Raw genomic sequence first — 17,682 nt, 5'->3', positions numbered from 1 at the left:
TCAAAATGGCTCGTGAACCGCAGCGCCTTCGTCGGCGCGAACGCAAGAATATCTCGTCGGGCGTCGCCCACGTCAACGCGACCTTCAACAACACGATGATCACCATCACCGACGCGCAGGGCAATGCGATTGCCTGGTCGAGCGCCGGAATGATGGGCTTCAAGGGCAGCCGCAAGTCGACGCCCTATGCCGCGCAGGTTTGCGCCGAAGACGCTGGCAAGAAGGCCGCCGAACATGGCGTCCGCACGCTGGAAGTCGAAGTGAAAGGCCCCGGCGCCGGTCGTGAATCGGCCCTGCGCGCCTTGCAGGCGGTCGGTTTCCACATCACGTCGATCCGCGACGTGACGCCGATCCCGCACAACGGCGTACGTCCGGCCAAGCGCCGCCGCGTCTGACGTTTCCGGACTGGCGGTCTTCGGGCCGCTCTGCCGTCACCATATCTAACGCAGGACAGGCTCGACCCGCCCGCCCGTCCCGCCCAAAGCAAAGGGAAGTCCATGACTGTCAATATCCGGAACTGGCAGGAATTGAAGAAGCCCAGCAACCTGGAAATCAAGGCTGGCAGCGACAGCAAGCGCAAGGCCACCTTCGTCGCCGAACCGCTCGAACGCGGTTTCGGCCTGACGCTTGGCAACGCGCTGCGCCGCGTGCTCCTGTCGTCGCTCCAGGGTGCGGCCATCACGTCGATCAAGATCGAGAACGTCCTGCACGAATTCTCGAGCCTGGCCGGCGTGCGCGAGGACGTGACCGACATCGTCCTCAACGTGAAGCAGATCGCGCTCAAGATGGAAGGCGAAGGCCCGAAGCGGCTGCAGCTTTCGGCGACCGGTCCCGCGACCGTGAAGGCCGGCGACATCATGGTGTCGGGTGACATCAAGGTGATGAACCCCGATCATGTGATCTGCCACCTCGACGACGGGGCGACGCTGAACATGGAACTCGTTGCCGACACCGGCAAGGGCTATGTTCCCGCGACGGCCAACCGTCCGGCCGACGCGCCGATCGGCCTGATCCCGGTCGATTCGCTCTACTCGCCGGTGCGCCAGGTCGCCTACAAGGTCGACAATGCCCGCATCGGTCAGGAACTGGACTATGACAAGCTGTCGCTGACCGTCGATACCGACGGCACCGTGACCCCGGAAGATGCCGTCGCCTATGCTGCGCGCATCCTCCAGGACCAGCTTCAGGTCTTCGTCCACTTCGAAGAAGCGATGAACGACAGCGGCCTCATCGGCATGGCGGCTCCGTCGGCTTCGACCGAGGAATCGGACGTCAACCAGCTCAACCGCTTCCTTCTCAAGAAGGTCGACGAGCTCGAACTGTCGGTTCGTTCGGCCAACTGCCTCAAGAACGACAACATCATCTACATCGGCGACCTGGTCCAGAAGACCGAGGCCGAGATGCTCCGCACGCCGAACTTCGGCCGCAAGTCGCTCAACGAGATCAAGGAAGTGCTCTCGTCGATGGGTCTGCGCCTCGGCATGGACATCCCCGGCTGGCCGCCGGAAAACATCGAGGAAATGGCCAAGAAGCTCGAACAGGAGCTGCTGGGTTAAGTCCCGAACTGTTCCCCGGCGAAAGCCGGGGCACAGGTGCAACGCTGAATCTGGACCCCGGCTTTCGCCGGGGAACACAAAGGGAAAAGGGCTCCCCCGCAAGCGGGCCTGGCTTGGGGTTCCGTAAAACGGCCCCTCTGACAAACGAAGGAATGGATTATGCGTCATAAATCGGGTGGCCGGAAGCTTCAGCGCACCGGCGCGCATCGCATCGCGATGTTCCGCAACATGTCGGCTTCGCTCATCAAGCATGAGCAGATCACGACGACCGTCGCCAAGGCGAAGGAACTGCGTCCCTATGTCGAAAAGCTGATCACGCTCGCAAAGCGTGGCGGCCTTGCCAATCGCCGTCTAGCGATGAGCCGCCTGATGGACGAAGCGCAGCTTCAGAAGCTGTTCGACGTCCTCGCCGAACGCTACAAGGACCGCAACGGCGGCTACACCCGCATCATCAAGGCCGGCATCCGCGCGTCGGACGCCGCGCCGATCGCGATCATCGAGTTCGTCGACCGCGACGTCGATGCCAAGGGCCAGGATTCGGGTCCGGTGCTGACCGACGAGGAACTGGAAGACGCGGCCTGAGCCGAACTTTCCATCGACACAAGATCAAGGGCGGCGTCCACCGGGACGACCGCCCTTTTTCTTGGCCAGCCGACGGGGACCAGCGCGCAGCAAACGATTATCCGATCGTGAGGACGATCTTTCCCACGTGCGCGCCCGCCTGCATCCGCGCATGCGCGGCGGCGGCATCGGCAAGCGGAAAGGCCTGATCCATCGCGGGCTTCCAGGCCCCGCTGGAAAGCCGCGGCCACAGCGTCTTGTGAATCTCGTCGGCCAACGCGGCCTTGAAGTCGGCGCTGCGCGCCCGCAGCGTCGATCCGGACATCGTCAGACGGCGGCGCATCAGCTGCGACATGTCGATTTCGGCTTTCGCGCCCCGCTGGAAGGCGATGGTGACGTGCCGCCCGTCGTCGGCAAGACACGCAAGATTGCGCGGCACATAGTCGCCGCCGACCATATCCAGCACGACATCGACCCCCGCCCCGCCGGTAAAGCCCTTCACCGCCTCGACATAATCCTCGGCCGAATAATCGATCGCGAGGTCGGCGCCGAGCGCCCGCGCCGCGTCGCATTTGTCGGCGCTGCCGCAAGTGACGATGATGCGGATATCGAACAGCTTGCACAGGCCGATCGCCGTCGTGCCGATACCGCTGGTCCCGCCGTGGACGAGCGCCGTTTCCCCTTCCTTGATCCAGCCGCGCTCGAACAGATTATGCCATACCGTGAACACCGTTTCGGGCAGCGCCGCTGCTTCGGCCATGGTGAAACCCGCGGGAACGGGCAGCACGCTGCCCACCGGCGCGACGCAATATTCGGCATAGCCCCCGCCCGCGACCAGCGCGCAAACCGCCTGCCCCAGCATTTCGGGATCGCCGCCCGGTCCGGTGGCGACGACAGTGCCGGCGATTTCGAGGCCGGGAAGGTCCGATGCGCCTGGCGGCGGCGGATAGAAGCCCATGCGCTGGAGCACGTCGGGACGGTTCACCCCCGCCGCGGCGACGCGGATCAGCAACTCGCCCGGCCCCGGCCGCGGCACGGGTCGCTGCTCGGCAACGAGCACTTCGGGGCCGCCGGGTTCGCGGATCGCGACGGCGGTCATGCTCTCGGGCAGGCTGGTCACGCTAAATCCCCCACTTTGTTCGATTTCCCACTCGCCCCGCCTTATTGACAGCCGCGGCGCAGGGGTCAACAGTTCGCGCCCCGCAAGGCCGCAATTCGACAGGGAGGATGACCATGGACGACGACGACCTTCCCCGCCGCCGCGACGATGTGCTGGCGGCGCTCGCCAAACAGTCGCTCGACCCCTTGTCGGTCGCCGAACTCGACGATCGCCTTGCGGTGCTGGAAGCCGAGATAGCACGCACAAAGGCACACAAGGCGGCAGCGGGCAGCTTCAAGGCAAACGCGGAGGCGCTGTTCCGCAAGGGATGAGCCGCTCTAATCCCAATTCGACCTCGCCAGTAAAGAAGGACGAAACGGGCTATCGAGTGCGCCTTCGTTTTCGCGCAACGAAAGCCTTGGGGATCGCCGATTCCCAAATTCCGATCACCATTGATCGCCGAAATCTTGAGATACGTTCCGACCCACGCGATCAACCTTTGAACAAGGCCAAATGGTTCGTCATCAGCGCGGGCGGCTTTAGAGATGAGCTCGAAGCGCTGCAGTTCGGGGAGCGCCTCCGATCAATCTTCCAGATTGCCTCTCTCTGCTCACATTGGGGCATTGATGTTGGCAACGACACAGCGACTAGTTGGATCGACGAAGAATATGCGCGTGAACTCGGACTGATTGAGCCTCACCAGCGCATCGCTGGAAACATCCACGGGCTAATGACATTCCCAGACGATGATAGGACTAGGGTACCTCACTCCGAGATTACGCTGTCAGTGCAATCGAACGTAGAACACCTGCTTAGTGCGATCGAAAGCCTTGCCACTCAAGCGGACTTGGAAAAATACGCCGCCCAACGTGGTGTGACTTTGCTCAATCACGCGATCATGCAGTCAGAACCTCTGACCAGAATCGTTTTGGCATTTTCGGCTGTAGAGAACCTAGGCCAGGCTGAGACATGGTCATCCGAACAGACACAGATGCTCAAGCAGGCAGCTGATGCCGTCCAAGCTCTTACTACGGGCAGCCCCGAAGAGCGACGAGAGGTCTCTGATGCAATTATCCGCGGGACGCATCGGATTGGTTTGAGACAAGGAGTAATCAGAGTTCTCCGCGAATTGGGCTTCGCTGACCGGATAAGGGAATGGGACAACCTTTACCGCCTTCGAAGCGGCGTAATCCACGGAACTGCGAAGCTAGACGACGGACAGCTCAACGAGCTAACTGGCAAAAGCGTTAAATTCGCGATGGAAGTGATTATTCGAAGGCTCCAACACATGGGCTTGAACATTCCAGAAGTTGCCAAAACGCACTTCTCGTTTTGAATTCCAGACCTTGCGCGCCCCAAATCCCAACGCCACGTTAACCATAAGACAAGCCTGTCATCGTAATTTCACACGACCTTCCGCTTTTCCCTTGCGGAGAGACGGGAGCATCGCCACGTTGTGTTCCTAGGGGCGGCCTCTCCCCGGCACGTCCCCGCAAGGAGATGAAGACCATGCCGTCCTTTTCGGAGTCCCTCGAAAAGACCCTGCACAACGCGCTGAAGGCCGCGTCGGAGCGCCACCACGAATATGCGACGCTCGAGCATCTGCTCTACGCGCTGATCGACGACGAACATGCCGCCGAGGTGATGCGCGCGTGCGGCGTCGCGCTGGGCGAGTTGCAGTCGGCGGTGGTCCATTATCTCGACACCGAACTCGACAGCCTGAAGGTCGAGGGGCACAGCGACCCCTCCCCCACCAGCGGTTTCCAGCGCGTCGTCCAGCGCGCGATCCTGCACGTCCAGTCATCGGGCAAGGATGAGGTGACGGGCGCCAATGTCCTTGTCGCGCTCTTCTCCGAACGCGAAAGCTATGCGGTCTATTTCCTGCAGCAGCAGGATCTGACGCGGCTCGATGCCGTTTCCTACCTCAGCCACGGCGTCGGCAAGGGCGGCAAGCCCTCGCCCACCGCCGAGCCCGAGGAAAAGGAAGAAGCGAAGGACAAGAGCGAAGGCAAGAACAAGAAGGAAACCGCGCTCGACCAGTTCACGGTCAACCTCAACGAAAAGGCGAAGGGCGGCAAGGTCGACCCGCTGATCGGCCGCAGCGCCGAGGTTGACCGCACGATCCAGATTCTCTGCCGCCGCAGCAAGAACAACCCGCTCTATGTGGGCGACCCCGGCGTCGGCAAGACCGCGATCGCCGAGGGCCTCGCGCGCAAGATCATCGAGGGCGACGTGCCCGAGGTGCTGAAGGAAGCGGTGATCTATTCGCTCGATATGGGCGCGCTGCTCGCTGGCACGCGCTATCGCGGCGATTTCGAGGAGCGGCTGAAACAGGTCGTCTCCGAACTCGAAGGCATGCCGCACGCGATCCTGTTCATAGACGAGATCCACACGGTGATCGGTGCCGGCGCGACGAGCGGCGGCGCGATGGACGCCTCGAACCTCCTGAAGCCCGCATTGTCGGGCGGTGTGATCCGCTGCATCGGGTCGACCACCTACAAGGAGTTCCGCAATCATTTCGAGAAGGACCGCGCGCTGCTGCGCCGGTTCCAGAAGATCGATGTGATCGAACCGAGCATCGAGGACACGAAGAAGATCCTCGCCGGCTTGCGCGACGCGTTCGAGAGCCATCATAATGTGAAATACACCGCCGACGCGATCAACGCGGCGGTCGAGCTGTCGTCGCGTTACATCAACGACCGCAAGCTGCCCGACAAGGCGATCGACGTGATCGACGAAGTCGGCGCGATGCAGATGCTGGTGCCGCCGTCGAAGCGCCGCAAGACGATCACCGCCAAGGAGATCGAGGCGGTGATCGCGACGATGGCGCGCATCCCGCCCAAATCGGTGTCGAGCGATGACAAGAAGGTTCTCGAAACGCTCGAGACCGACCTGAAGCGCGTCGTCTTCGGCCAGAATACCGCGATCGAGGTGCTGTCGTCGGCGATCAAGCTCAGCCGCGCCGGGCTGCGCGATCCCGAAAAGCCGATCGGCAATTATCTGTTCAGCGGCCCCACCGGTGTCGGCAAGACCGAGGTCGCGAAACAGCTCGCGCATCTGCTCGGCATTCCGCTCCAGCGGTTCGACATGTCCGAATATATGGAACGCCATTCGGTGAGCCGCCTGATCGGCGCGCCGCCGGGCTATGTCGGCTATGACCAGGGCGGCCTGTTGACCGACGCGATCGACCAGAACCCGCACTGCGTGCTGCTGCTCGACGAGATCGAGAAGGCGCATCCCGACCTGTTCAACATCCTGCTCCAGGTGATGGACAATGGCCGGCTGACCGACCACCACGGCAAGACGGTCGATTTCCGCAACGTGATCCTGATCATGACAACCAATGCGGGCGCGAGCGACATGACGCGCGAGTCGATCGGTTTCGGCACCCAGACGCGCGAGGATGCGCAGGAAGAGGCGGTGAAGCGCATGTTCACCCCCGAATTCCGCAACCGCCTCGATGCGATCGTCCCCTTCGGCTATCTGCCGCCCGAAGTCGTGGCGCGCGTCGTCGACAAGTTCATCCTGCAACTCGAACTGCAGCTTGCCGACCGCAACGTCCACATCCAGCTCGACGACAAGGCGCGCGAATGGTTGACCGCCAAGGGCTATGACAAGCTCTATGGCGCACGCCCGATGGGCCGCCTGATCCAGGAAAAGATCAAGCAGCCGCTCGCCGAAGAACTGCTCTTCGGCAAGCTCGTCCACGGCGGCGAGGTCAAGGTGAAGCTGAAAACCGGCGAGGATGCCAAGGTCGGCAATCCGCTGAGCTTCGAAATCACCCCGGCGGCGCCCAAAGCGAGCAAGGGCAAGGGCAAGGCCAAAGCCGAGAAGGCGGCAGAGTAGAAACCGCTTCACCCCCTACCGCTTGCGGGAGGGGTTTTGTTTGACCCCCTCGCTTTTTGGGGCTGCGGCGCCTATATCACCTGCATGTACAACTACATCTCCGTAACCGCCGACGAAGCGGCCACCCCCGCCCGCGTCCGCGACGGCACGATCAAGCTGCACGACGAATCCGGCTTTGCCGGAATGCGCAAGGCCGGCCGGCTGTCGGCCGAGATCCTCGACGCGCTCGTTCCTTTCATCCAGCCCGGTGTGACCACCGGGGCGATCGACGATCTGGTGCGCGAGAAGATGCTTGCGGGCGGCGGCATTCCCGCGACGCTGGGCTATCGCGGCTTCACGCATAGCTGTTGCACCAGCATCAACCATGTCGTGTGCCACGGGATTCCCGACGACAAGCCGCTGCGCGAAGGCGATATCGTCAATGTCGACGTTACCAGCATCGTCGATGGCTGGCATGGCGACACCAGCCGCATGTATCTGGTCGGCGAGGTTCCGATCAAGGCGCGGCGGCTGGTCGACGTGACCTATGAATGTCTGATGCTGGGCATCGAACAGGCGAAACCGGGCAATACGATGGGCGACGTCGCGCACGCGATCCAGAGCCACGCCGAACGCCATCGCTATTCGGTGGTGCGCGATTTTTGCGGTCACGGGCTCGGCCAGATGTTCCACGATGCGCCCGAAGTGGTCCACGCCGGGCGCCCCGGCACCGGCCCGGAGCTGAGGCCCGGCATGTTCTTCACCATCGAACCGATGATCAACACCGGCAAATATGCCGTGAAGATGCTTGCCGACGGCTGGACTGCAGTGACGCGCGACCGGTCGCTTTCGGCGCAGTTCGAACATAGCATCGGCATCACCGATGACGGCTGCGAAATCTTTACCGCAAGCCCCAAGGGACTCAACGCCCCGCCCTGGGCCTGAAACCTGCCACAGACTTTAGGTAGAACACCCTAAATTCCCGCTTGCGAATCCGCTTCGCCCGGCGCAGTCTTGACGTGAACGTCAAGCATAGGACGTCGAGGGAGAGCGAATATGGCGAAACGGGTCATGGCGACCGCGCTGCTTTGTGGTGCGGCCTTGGTTCTGGCGGGTTGCAACGCGTCGAAGTCGGGCGGCACGGGCGGATCGCTCGACGATGCCGAGAAGGCGAGCGAAGCACTGCTCAAGACCGGCGGCAACGGCGACAACTGGGCCGGCATCGGCTATGGCTATGACGAGCAGCGCTTCAGCCCGCTCACCGACATCAACGACAAGAATGTGGGCGAGCTTGGCATTGCCTGGTTCGCCGATCTTGAGGACGCGCGCGGACAGGAAGCGACCCCGGTCGTCGTCGATGGCACCCTTTATGTCAGCCACGCCTGGTCGAAGGTCGACGCGTGGGACGCCGCGACCGGCAAGAAGCTCTGGTCCTTCGATCCCAAGGTGCCGGGCGACCGCGCGGTCAACGCCTGCTGCGACGTCGTCAACCGCGGCGTCGCGGTATGGGGTGACAAGCTCTTCGTCGGCGCACTCGACGGGCGGCTGATCGCGCTCGACCGCAAGACCGGCAAGGAACTGTGGTCGACGCAGACCTTCGATCCCCAAAAGCCCTACACGATCACCGGCGCGCCGCGCGTCGTGAAGGACATGGTGCTGATCGGCAGCGGCGGCGCCGAATTCGGGGTGCGCGGCTATGTCACCGCCTATGATGCCGACACCGGCAAGGAACGCTGGCGCTTCTACACCGCGCCGAACCCCGAAAAGAAGAAGGACGGCGCCGCAAGCGACGACATCTTCGCGTCGAAAGGCAATGCAACCTGGTCAGACCAAGGGGAATGGAAGACGTCGGGCGGCGGCGGCACGGTGTGGGACGCGATCGTCTATGACAAGGATCTCGACCAGATCTATCTCGGCGTCGGCAACGGTAATCCGTGGAACCATGGTACGCGTTCGAACGGCGAAGGCGACAACTGGTTCCTCTCGTCCGTGGTGGCGCTCGATGCGTCAACCGGCAAATATAAATGGCATTATCAGGAAACGCCGGGCGAGAGCTGGGACTATACCGCGACGCAGCCGATCATCCTTGCCGAGCAGGCGGTGAACGGCACGCCGACCAAAGTGCTGTATCATGCACCGAAGAACGGCTTTTTCTTCACGATCGACCGCTCGACCGGCAAGCTGATCGACGCCAAACCCTTCGTCGACGGGATCAACTGGGCGACCGGCTATGACATGGCCACCGGTCGGCCGATCGAAAATCCTGATGCGCGCTTCTACAAGACCGGCAAGCCCTTCATCGCGATCCCGGGCGCGCTCGGCGCGCACAACTGGCACCCGATGAGCTACAACCCTGCCACCGGCCTCGTCTATATTCCGGCGCAGCAGATTCCGCAGGGCTATATCCAGGATATGGACGAGCTGGACCGGCGCAAGGTGCTCGGCTTCAACATCGGCGCCTCGCTGACCGCGGCGATGCTCCCCGACGACAAGGCCGCCTTCCGCGCCGCCGTCGCCGCGACCACCGGCCGTCTCGTCGCCTTCGATCCGCGCACCGGCAAGGTCGCCTGGGGCGTCGATTATCCCGCGGCATGGAATGGCGGCACGATGACCACGGCGGGCAATCTGGTCTTCCAGGGAACGAGCACGGGGCGCTTCCGCGCCTATGCCGCCGACACCGGCAAGCAGCTCCTCGACCTCGACATGCAGTCGGGGATCGTCAGCGCGCCATCGACCTTCCGCGTCGGCGGGGTGCAATATGTTGCGTTCCAGACCAGCAAGGGCGGCGCCTTTCCGCTCGTCGCCGGGGTCGCGGGCGGTGTGACGCGCAAGGTGCCCAATATTCCGCGCCTCGTGGTGCTCAAGCTCGGCGGTACGGTGCAGCTCCCCGCCCCGCCCGCGACCATGACGCTGGCGTGGAATCCGCCCGCGCAGTTCGGCACGCCGCAGCAGATCGCATCGGGCAAGGCGCATTTCGGGCGCTATTGCCAAGTCTGTCACGGCGACAGCGCGATCGGCAACGGCTTCACCCCTGACCTGCGCGTTTCGGGCGCGCTGACCAGTGCCGATGCATGGAAAGGCGTGATCCTCGACGGCGCGCTGAAGGACCGCGGCATGGTGAGCTTTGCCAAGGTGCTGACCCCCGCCGATGTCGAGGCGATTCGCGCCTATGTCATCGACCGGTCGAACTGGACCAAGGCGAACCTGCCCGACGCGACGGCGCCCGTCGGGCGCTGATTGCACAAAATTTAATCACCGAAATCGCGCCGTTGCCCAAAGGACGGGCAGCGGCGTAATTTCGTGCCAAATTTCTTACCGAAAGCTTGCGATTCGCCAATTGGCACGGGTCTTGATTGGTGCAAGATGGCCGCACACCGCACCGACTCACGGGGGAAACCGGTTCAGGCGCACCTGACCCGGCTTCGACCACAGGCAAAGGTGGAAGGCCCAAAGGGGGACATGAAGCGTGAAGAAGATTGAGGCGATCATCAAACCGTTCAAGCTCGACGAGGTGAAGGAGGCGCTGCACGAAGTGGGTGTCAGCGGCATCACCGTTACCGAGGCGAAGGGCTTCGGTCGCCAGAAGGGGCACACCGAACTGTATCGCGGCGCCGAATATGTCGTCGACTTCCTGCCGAAGGTGAAGCTGGAGGTTATCGTCGACGACAATATGGCCGAACGCGTGGTCGAGGCGATCGCCGCGGCCGCGCAGACGGGCCGCATCGGCGACGGCAAGATTTTCGTGATCCCTGTGGAAACCGCGCTGCGCATCCGCACCGGCGAACGCAATGAGGACGCGCTCTAAGCTTCCATCGCTCCATCCCGTTCAACAGACGCCGGTCCAGCCGGTACTATTCGCAAAAAGGAAGAAGTGACCATGGCCACCAAGCCGAAGGATATCATCGCCCGGATCAAGGATAATGACATCGAGTGGGTCGATCTGCGCTTCACCGATCCCAAGGGCAAATGGCAGCATCTGACCATGTGCGCCGGCGTGATCGACGAAGACGCCCTCGAAGACGGCCTGATGTTCGACGGATCGTCGATCGAAGGCTGGAAGGCGATCAACGAAAGCGACATGATCCTGAAGCCCGATCTCGAAGCGGTCTATGACGATCCCTTCTCGGCAACCCCGATGCTGGTGATGTTCTGCGACATCGTCGAGCCTTCGACCGGCGAAGGCTATGCCCGCGACCCGCGCACGACCGCGAAGCGCGCCGAAGCTTATGTCGCCTCGACCGGCATCGGCGACACCGTCTATGTCGGTCCCGAAGCCGAATTCTTCATGTTCGACGACGTCCGCTTCGAAACGGGCTACAACAAGTCGGGTTTCGAAATCGACGATATCGAACTGCCGACCAACACCGGCCGCGCCTATGAAGGCGGCAACCTTGGCCATCGTCCGCGCGCCAAGGGCGGTTACTTCCCGGTCGCGCCCGTTGACAGTGCCGTCGACATCCGCGCCGAAATGGTCTCGACCATGCTCGAAATGGGCCTGCCCTGCGACAAGCATCACCATGAAGTCGCCGCCGCGCAGCACGAGCTGGGCCTGACCTTCGGCACGCTGACGCAGACCGCCGACCGCATGCAGATCTACAAATATGTCGTGCATCAGGTCGCCCATGCCTATGGCAAGACTGCGACCTTCATGCCCAAGCCGATCAAGGACGATAACGGATCGGGCATGCACACCCACATCTCGATCTGGGAAAAGGGCAAGCCGCTTTTTGCCGGCAACGGCTATGCCGGCCTTTCGGACATGTGCCTCTATTTCATCGGCGGCGTCATCAAGCACGCCAAGGCGCTCAATGCCTTCACCAACCCGACGACGAACAGCTACAAGCGCCTCGTCCCGGGCTTCGAGGCGCCGGTGCTGCTCGCCTATTCGTCGCGCAACCGTTCGGCTTCGTGCCGCATCCCCTATGGCGCGGGCGCCAAGGCGAAGCGCGTCGAATTCCGCTTCCCCGATGCGATGGCAAACCCCTATCTCTGCTATTCGGCGCTGCTGATGGCGGGGCTCGACGGCATCCAGAACAAGATCCACCCCGGCGACGCGATGGACAAGAATCTCTATGATCTGCCGCCCGAAGAACTCGCCGAAGTCCCGACCGTCTGTGGCAGCCTGCGCGAAGCGCTCGACAGCCTCGCGGCCGATCACGACTTCCTCTTGAAGGGCGACGTCTTCTCGAAGGATCAGATCGAAGCCTATATCGAACTCAAATGGGCCGAAGTTTACAACTTCGAACAGACCCCGAGCCCGGTCGAATTCGACATGTATTACAGCGCCTGATCTGCAGCGATCAGTCACGCTCGAAGGGCGTCCGGCTTGGGGGAGCTCGGACGCCCTTCCCTTATCTGTTACCTGCGCTCAGCGCATCATCAGGCCGCGGCGACCGATCGCCACAAAGGCCCCGACAAGCATCATCGCCGCCAGCGTCGTCACCACGTCGATCGCGGTGAGCGCCGGTCCAAGCCCCAGAAAGTCGGCGGCGCCCCACAGGGTCAGCCCGATCCAGCTCAGGCCGAAGGCCCAATAGCCGCCCTCGATACCCAATTGGCGGTTAAGCTCGTCATATTGCCGCCGCCACGCCCAGCTCGCCGCGACACCGCCCGTAATCACGAGGGCCAGCACCGCCGCAGCCGCCTGCGCCGGAACGGGTCCGGTCGGAAAGGAGGGCGTGCGTGCGAGCGCGAGCGCAAGCAGCGCGGCACCGATTGCGCCCATGACGATGACCGATCGCCCCATGCCCGCGCGCTCCTCGCGCAGTTCGTCGGCATCGGCGACGTTGAGCAGCCTGGCGCCGGTGCGCGGCGCCGCCAGCCCGAAGCCGACAAAGGCCGCCATCAGGAGATAGAGGATGGCGACCCCGGCCAGCGCAACGCGCGATCCGCCCATCGCATCGATGAAATCGGTCCCGGCGACATGCATCAGCCCGGCGACCGTGCCCGCACCGACGATCGCGCCGACCAGCGCCCCGATCCCGCTCTTCTTCCACGCCGCAACGCTATGTCCGGCCACCATCTTGTCCATCACTCGTCCTCCGGCATCCAATGATCGATAAACAGCTCGCGCACCTCCAACCCGAACAGCCGGGCCATGCGCAGCGCGAGCGGCAGGCTGGGGTCATATTTGTCGGTTTCGACGGCATTGATCGTCTGCCGCGAGACGCCGAGCCGGCGAGCGAGTTCGCCTTGGCTCCACCCCGCCTGCTCGCGGCAATCCCGAACGCGATTTTGCAATGACCGTCCTTTCAGCCTGTCAAACACTCTTTACAGATACGAAACACATGCTGTCAAACACTCTTTACAGGTCATGTTCGAGATGGGGATCGCAAGCGAGTGAATATTGCCGGGCGCGATGGCTTGCGGCGGCGGCCTTCAGGCGGCACAAGGGCGCCGACAAAGGAGATTGTGCAGATGAAATCAGCCCGCTTCGCCGTGTTCGCCGCCCTTGCCGCGCTCGCGCTCGCGCTCGCCCCGGCCGCGCATGCCAAGCTGAGCCCGACCGAAAGCCGGATGGCCGGGACGGTCAAGGCCGAGCAGGAACGGTCGATCGCGCTGCTCGAAAGGCTGGTGAACCAGAACAGCGGCACACTGAACCTTGCCGGCGTCGAAAAAGTGGCCGAGATGATGCGCGCCGAGCTCGAGCCGCTGGGCTTTACGGTCACCTGGAAACCCACCCCGGAGACGAAGCGTGCCGGCCATCTGATCGCGGTGCACAAGGGACGTGCCGACGGCAAGAAGATGCTGCTGATCGCGCATCTCGACACGGTGTTCGAACCCGATTCGCCCTTCCAGACCTTCACGCGCAAGGACGGCTGGGGCGAAGGCCCCGGCGCGGGCGACGACAAGGGCGGCATGGTGGTGATCGTCGCGGCGCTGCGCGCGATGAAGGCTGCGGGCACGCTGAAAGACGCCAATATCGAAATCCATATGACCGGCGACGAGGAAGACGCGGGCGATCCGATCGAAAAATCGCGCGCCGACCTGATCGCGGCGGGCAAACGCAGCGACATCGCGCTCGATTTCGAAGGACTCGTCCGCGATAACGGCGCCGACATGGGATCGATCGCCCGTCGCAGTTCGGAAAGCTGGACCGTCACCGCAACGGGCATGAGCGCCCACAGCTCGGGCATCTTCAGCGCCGAGGTTGGCGATGGCGCGATCAACGAACTGGCGCGCATCATCCGCGATTTCCGCACCCAACTGCCCGAACCCAATCTGACCTTCAACGTCGGGCTGATCGCCGGCGGACAGGAAGCGACGCTCGACACCGGCGGTATCCGCGCGACCGCAAACGGCAAGACCAACATCGTCGCCCCGATTGCGGTGGCGCGGGGCGACCTGCGCACGCTGTCGCCCGAACAGTCGGCACGGGTGAAGGACAAGATGGCGGCGATCGTTGCGCGCCATCTGCCCGGCACCGATGCGAAGCTTGCCTTCGACCCCGGTGCTTATCCGCCGATGGCGCCGACGGCGGGCAACAAGGCGCTGCTCGACCGGCTCAACGGCGTCAACCGCGACATGGGACTTCCCGAAATGGCGGCGCTCGACCCGCTGAAACGCGGTGCTGGCGACATCAGCTTCGTCGCCGCCGATGTCGATGGCCTTGCCGGGCTCGGCACCTATTCGACCGGCGATCATGCGCCCGGCGAAAGGGTCGAATTGTCCAGCATCGCACGCCAGGCGACGCGTGCTGCCATACTCATGTCACGCATTGCCGCTGAAAAGCGCTGAGCTGGAAGAAATCGCAGCCGACCGCGCTTGATTCGCGCGGCACAGTGATTAGGTAGCAATCCGAGACGGAAGTTTCCGCCGATGGGAGAAAGATGATGAGCGATACCGAAACGCACCTGAAACAGAATTACATCGGCGGCAAATGGGTCGACAGCAAGGGCGGCAAGCTGCACGACGTCATCAACCCGGCGACCGAGGAAGCGGCATCGACCGTCGTGCTCGGCACCGCGGCCGACGTCGACGATGCCGTCGCCGCCGCCAAGGAAGCCTATAAGACCTATTCGCAGACGACGCGGGAGGAGCGCCTGGCGCTGCTCGGCCGTATCGTCGAGGAGTATAAGAAGCGCGGCGCCGATCTTGCCAAGTCGATGGCGGCCGAAATGGGCGCACCGGTCAGCTTCGCAGGCACCGCGCAAGTCGGCGCCGGCATCGGCGGCTTCCTCGGCACGATCGAGGCGCTGAAGAATTTCGAGTTCAGCGAACAGCATGGCGCAAACAAGGTCGTCTATGAACCGATCGGCGTCGTCGGGATGATCACCCCCTGGAACTGGCCGCTCAACCAGATTGCGCTCAAGGTCGCGCCCGCGCTCGCCGCTGGCAACACGATGGTGCTGAAGCCGTCGGAAGAATGCCCCGGCAATGCGGTTATTTTCGCCGAAATCCTCGATGCGGCAGGCGTTCCGCCGGGCGTGTTCAACTTGGTTCAGGGTGACGGCCCGACCGTCGGCAATGCGATCAGCGCGCATCCGGGGATCGAAATGGTGAGCTTCACCGGATCGACCCGCGCCGGCATCCTCGTCGCCAAGGCGGCGGCCGACACGGTCAAGCGCGTGCATCAGGAACTGGGCGGCAAATCGCCGAACATCGTCCTGCCCGACGCCGATCTGGCCCAGGTCCTGCCCCCGACGGTGCAGGGCGTGCTCGTCAACACCGGTCAGAGCTGCATCGCCCCGACGCGTATTCTGGTCCACAAGGACCGCAAGGAAGAGGCCGTCGGCGTCATCAAGGCGATGTTCGACGGAACGCAGGTTGGCGATCCGGCGCAGGAAGGCGGTCATATCGGCCCCGTCGTCAACAAGGCGCAGTTCGAAAAGATCCAAGGCCTGATCCAGTCGGCGATCGACGAGGGCGCAACGCTCGAAACCGGCGGCACCGGCCTGCCGGCAAACGTCAACCGCGGCTATTTCATCAAGCCGACCGTCTTCTCGGGCGTCACGCCCGACATGCGGATCGCCAAGGAAGAAGTGTTCGGCCCCGTTGCGACGATCATGGAATATTCCAGCCTCGACGAAGCGGTCGATATCGCCAACGACACCGAATATGGCCTGTCGGCCGTGGTATCGGGCGATCCGTCCAAGGCGGCCGAGGTGGCGCCGAAGCTGCGCGCCGGCATGGTCGCGGTCAACGCTTGGGGCCCCGGACCGGGCGCGCCCTTCGGCGGTTACAAGGCGTCGGGCAATGGCCGCGAAGGCGGGCTGTTTGGCCTCAAGGACTTTATGGAAGTCAAGGCGATCAGCGGCATCCCGGCGTAAGCCGACCGATCCTCCTTGTGGCGACGCCGCGGGGAGGACGACCGCCGGGAAGCGCTCGCCGCTGAACTCCGGCAGCAAAGCCCCTTCCGTTCGCGGGAGGGGTTTTTCTTTGCCCCCCCAACGGCTATGCGCGCGCCATGACTGATCGCTCGCCGCTCGCGCCCGCTGCCTTCCCCGCCCTGCCCGAAATCGCCGGGGTGACGCGCCGTATCGCGCGCGCGCACTACAAGAATTGGGACCGCTGCGACCTCACCTATGTCGAACTGACGCCGGGTACCATCGTCGCGGGCGTGACGACGCAGAATGTCTGCTGTTCGACCGAGGTCGAAATGTGCCGCGAGGGCATCGCGCACGGCCGCGCCCGCGCGCTGATCGTCAATGCGGGCAATTCGAACGCCTTCACCGGCTATCGCGGACGCGAGGCGGTCGAGCAGATCGTCGATCAGGTCGCTGCGCATCTGGCGTGCGATGCGAGGGAAGTGTTCGTCTGCTCGACGGGCGTGATCGGCGTGCCGCTGCCCAAGGACAAGGCGCACGCCGGCGTCGCCAAGGTCATCAGCTTCGACACCCCGAGCGCAAGCTGGGAAGAAACGGCGCAGACGATCACCACCACCGACACCTTCCCCAAGGGTGCGGCGGCAAGCGCGGTCGTCGGCGGTACCACGGTGCAGGTCGCGGGAATCGTCAAGGGATCGGGGATGATCGCGCCCGACATGGCGACGATGCTCGGCTATATCTTCACCGATGCAGCGGTGGCGCCCGATCTGTTGCAAGCGATGCTGAGCGAGGCGACCGCGGACAGTTTCAACGCGATCACGGTCGACAGCGACACGTCGACCAGCGACACGGTGCTGCTGTTCGCGACCGGCCTGGCGGGCAATCCGGTGCTGACGACGCGCGACGACCCGGGCGCCGACGCGCTTTATGCAGCGATCCGCAGCGTGGCGCTCGATCTTGCGCAGCTTGTCGTGCGCGACGGCGAAGGCGCGTCGAAATTCATCGAAATTGCGGTGACCGGCGCGGTCAGCGATGCCAGCGCCAAGCGCGTCGCGCTGTCGATCGCCAATTCGCCGCTGGTCAAGACCGCGATCGCGGGCGAGGATGCCAATTGGGGCCGCGTCGTGATGGCGGTGGGCAAGGCGGGCGAACCCGCCGACCGCGACCGGCTGGCAATCCGCTTCGGCGACCATTGGGTCGCGAAGGACGGGCTACCCGTCGACGGCTATGACGAGGGCCCCGTTGCGGCGCATCTGAAGGGCCAGGACATTCGCGTCGGCGCCGACCTCGGCCTCGGCGACGGGCGCGCGACCGTTTGGACCTGCGACCTGACCCACGGCTATATCAGCATCAACGCCGACTATCGGAGCTGAGT

The 17,682-nt window shown here is 63.6% G+C and carries 16 protein-coding genes; 13 read left to right on the top strand and 3 right to left on the bottom strand.

Annotation, left to right across the window (positions count from 1 at the left end):
* Window positions 1-5: 5 nt before the first annotated feature.
* The 3 genes from rpsK to rplQ all read left to right on the top strand — a co-directional run bounded on the left by rpsK (window position 6) and on the right by rplQ (window position 2,138).
* Window positions 6-395, top strand: coding sequence for a 30S ribosomal protein S11 (gene rpsK, locus ATE59_RS14770; protein WP_003040416.1), 390 nt, complete (start codon window positions 6-8; stop codon window positions 393-395).
* A 102-nt stretch (window positions 396-497) separates the two neighbouring features.
* The gene (locus ATE59_RS14765; protein WP_003040418.1) at window positions 498-1,556 is read left to right on the top strand and encodes a DNA-directed RNA polymerase subunit alpha; all 1,059 of its coding nucleotides are present in this window, start codon (window positions 498-500) and stop codon (window positions 1,554-1,556) included.
* A gap of 159 nt (window positions 1,557-1,715) precedes the next feature.
* Window positions 1,716-2,138 (top strand): 50S ribosomal protein L17, encoded by a 423-nt coding sequence (gene rplQ, locus ATE59_RS14760; RefSeq protein WP_003040421.1) that lies wholly within the window; start codon window positions 1,716-1,718, stop codon window positions 2,136-2,138.
* Between the two features lie 97 nt (window positions 2,139-2,235).
* Here the strand turns inward: rplQ and ATE59_RS14755 are convergent, their stop codons facing one another.
* Complete coding sequence (locus ATE59_RS14755) at window positions 2,236-3,237, bottom strand: NAD(P)H-quinone oxidoreductase (protein ID WP_231737415.1); 1,002 nt, start codon at window positions 3,235-3,237, stop codon at window positions 2,236-2,238.
* A 113-nt stretch (window positions 3,238-3,350) separates the two neighbouring features.
* On the opposite strand from ATE59_RS14755, the gene ATE59_RS14750 reads away from it, so the two are divergent.
* From ATE59_RS14750 to glnA, 7 genes are all read left to right on the top strand, one after another.
* Complete coding sequence (locus ATE59_RS14750) at window positions 3,351-3,548, top strand: DUF1192 domain-containing protein (RefSeq protein WP_058813100.1); 198 nt, start codon at window positions 3,351-3,353, stop codon at window positions 3,546-3,548.
* Window positions 3,545-4,552 (top strand): hypothetical protein, encoded by a 1,008-nt coding sequence (locus ATE59_RS14745; protein ID WP_156416806.1) that lies wholly within the window; start codon window positions 3,545-3,547, stop codon window positions 4,550-4,552. The genes ATE59_RS14750 and ATE59_RS14745 overlap by 4 nt, the downstream gene beginning before the upstream one ends.
* 173 nt (window positions 4,553-4,725) lie before the next feature.
* A complete protein-coding gene (gene clpA / locus ATE59_RS14740) occupies window positions 4,726-7,062 on the top strand; it encodes an ATP-dependent Clp protease ATP-binding subunit ClpA (RefSeq protein ID WP_058813119.1) in 2,337 nt (778 codons plus the stop codon).
* An 84-nt stretch (window positions 7,063-7,146) separates the two neighbouring features.
* On the top strand, window positions 7,147-7,986 hold the full coding sequence (gene map, locus ATE59_RS14735) for a type I methionyl aminopeptidase (protein WP_058813098.1): 840 nt from the start codon (window positions 7,147-7,149) through the stop codon (window positions 7,984-7,986).
* Window positions 7,987-8,097: 111 nt separating this feature from the next.
* On the top strand, window positions 8,098-10,278 hold the full coding sequence (locus ATE59_RS14730; protein ID WP_058813097.1) for a PQQ-dependent dehydrogenase, methanol/ethanol family: 2,181 nt from the start codon (window positions 8,098-8,100) through the stop codon (window positions 10,276-10,278).
* A 229-nt stretch (window positions 10,279-10,507) separates the two neighbouring features.
* Complete coding sequence (locus ATE59_RS14725) at window positions 10,508-10,846, top strand: P-II family nitrogen regulator (protein WP_003040441.1); 339 nt, start codon at window positions 10,508-10,510, stop codon at window positions 10,844-10,846.
* A gap of 72 nt (window positions 10,847-10,918) precedes the next feature.
* Complete coding sequence (gene glnA / locus ATE59_RS14720; protein WP_058813096.1) at window positions 10,919-12,331, top strand: type I glutamate--ammonia ligase; 1,413 nt, start codon at window positions 10,919-10,921, stop codon at window positions 12,329-12,331.
* Window positions 12,332-12,409: 78 nt separating this feature from the next.
* Here the strand turns inward: glnA and ATE59_RS14715 are convergent, their stop codons facing one another.
* Entirely contained in the window at window positions 12,410-13,072 is a 663-nt protein-coding gene (locus tag ATE59_RS14715; protein WP_058813095.1) for a hypothetical protein, read from the bottom strand.
* Window positions 13,072-13,281, bottom strand: coding sequence for a helix-turn-helix transcriptional regulator (locus ATE59_RS14710; RefSeq protein WP_003040449.1), 210 nt, complete (start codon window positions 13,279-13,281; stop codon window positions 13,072-13,074). Before ATE59_RS14710 ends, ATE59_RS14715 begins: the two co-directional genes overlap by 1 nt.
* Window positions 13,282-13,458: 177 nt before the next feature.
* Between ATE59_RS14710 and ATE59_RS14705 the strand changes: the two genes are divergently transcribed.
* The 3 genes from ATE59_RS14705 to argJ all read left to right on the top strand — a co-directional run bounded on the left by ATE59_RS14705 (window position 13,459) and on the right by argJ (window position 17,680).
* The gene (locus ATE59_RS14705; protein ID WP_058813094.1) at window positions 13,459-14,778 is read left to right on the top strand and encodes a M20/M25/M40 family metallo-hydrolase; all 1,320 of its coding nucleotides are present in this window, start codon (window positions 13,459-13,461) and stop codon (window positions 14,776-14,778) included.
* Between the two features lie 92 nt (window positions 14,779-14,870).
* Window positions 14,871-16,310 (top strand): aldehyde dehydrogenase family protein, encoded by a 1,440-nt coding sequence (locus tag ATE59_RS14700; RefSeq protein ID WP_058813093.1) that lies wholly within the window; start codon window positions 14,871-14,873, stop codon window positions 16,308-16,310.
* 137 nt (window positions 16,311-16,447) lie between these two features.
* Window positions 16,448-17,680, top strand: a complete 1,233-nt coding sequence (argJ, locus tag ATE59_RS14695; RefSeq protein WP_058813092.1) for a bifunctional glutamate N-acetyltransferase/amino-acid acetyltransferase ArgJ — start codon at window positions 16,448-16,450, stop codon at window positions 17,678-17,680.
* Window positions 17,681-17,682: the final 2 nt, after the last annotated feature.

Source organism: Sphingopyxis sp. A083 (genome assembly GCF_001468495.1).
Classification (GTDB): Bacteria; Pseudomonadota; Alphaproteobacteria; order Sphingomonadales; family Sphingomonadaceae; genus Sphingopyxis; species Sphingopyxis terrae.
Note: the sequence above shows the minus strand (reverse complement) of the source record. Positions and strands in the feature narration are given on the sequence as shown.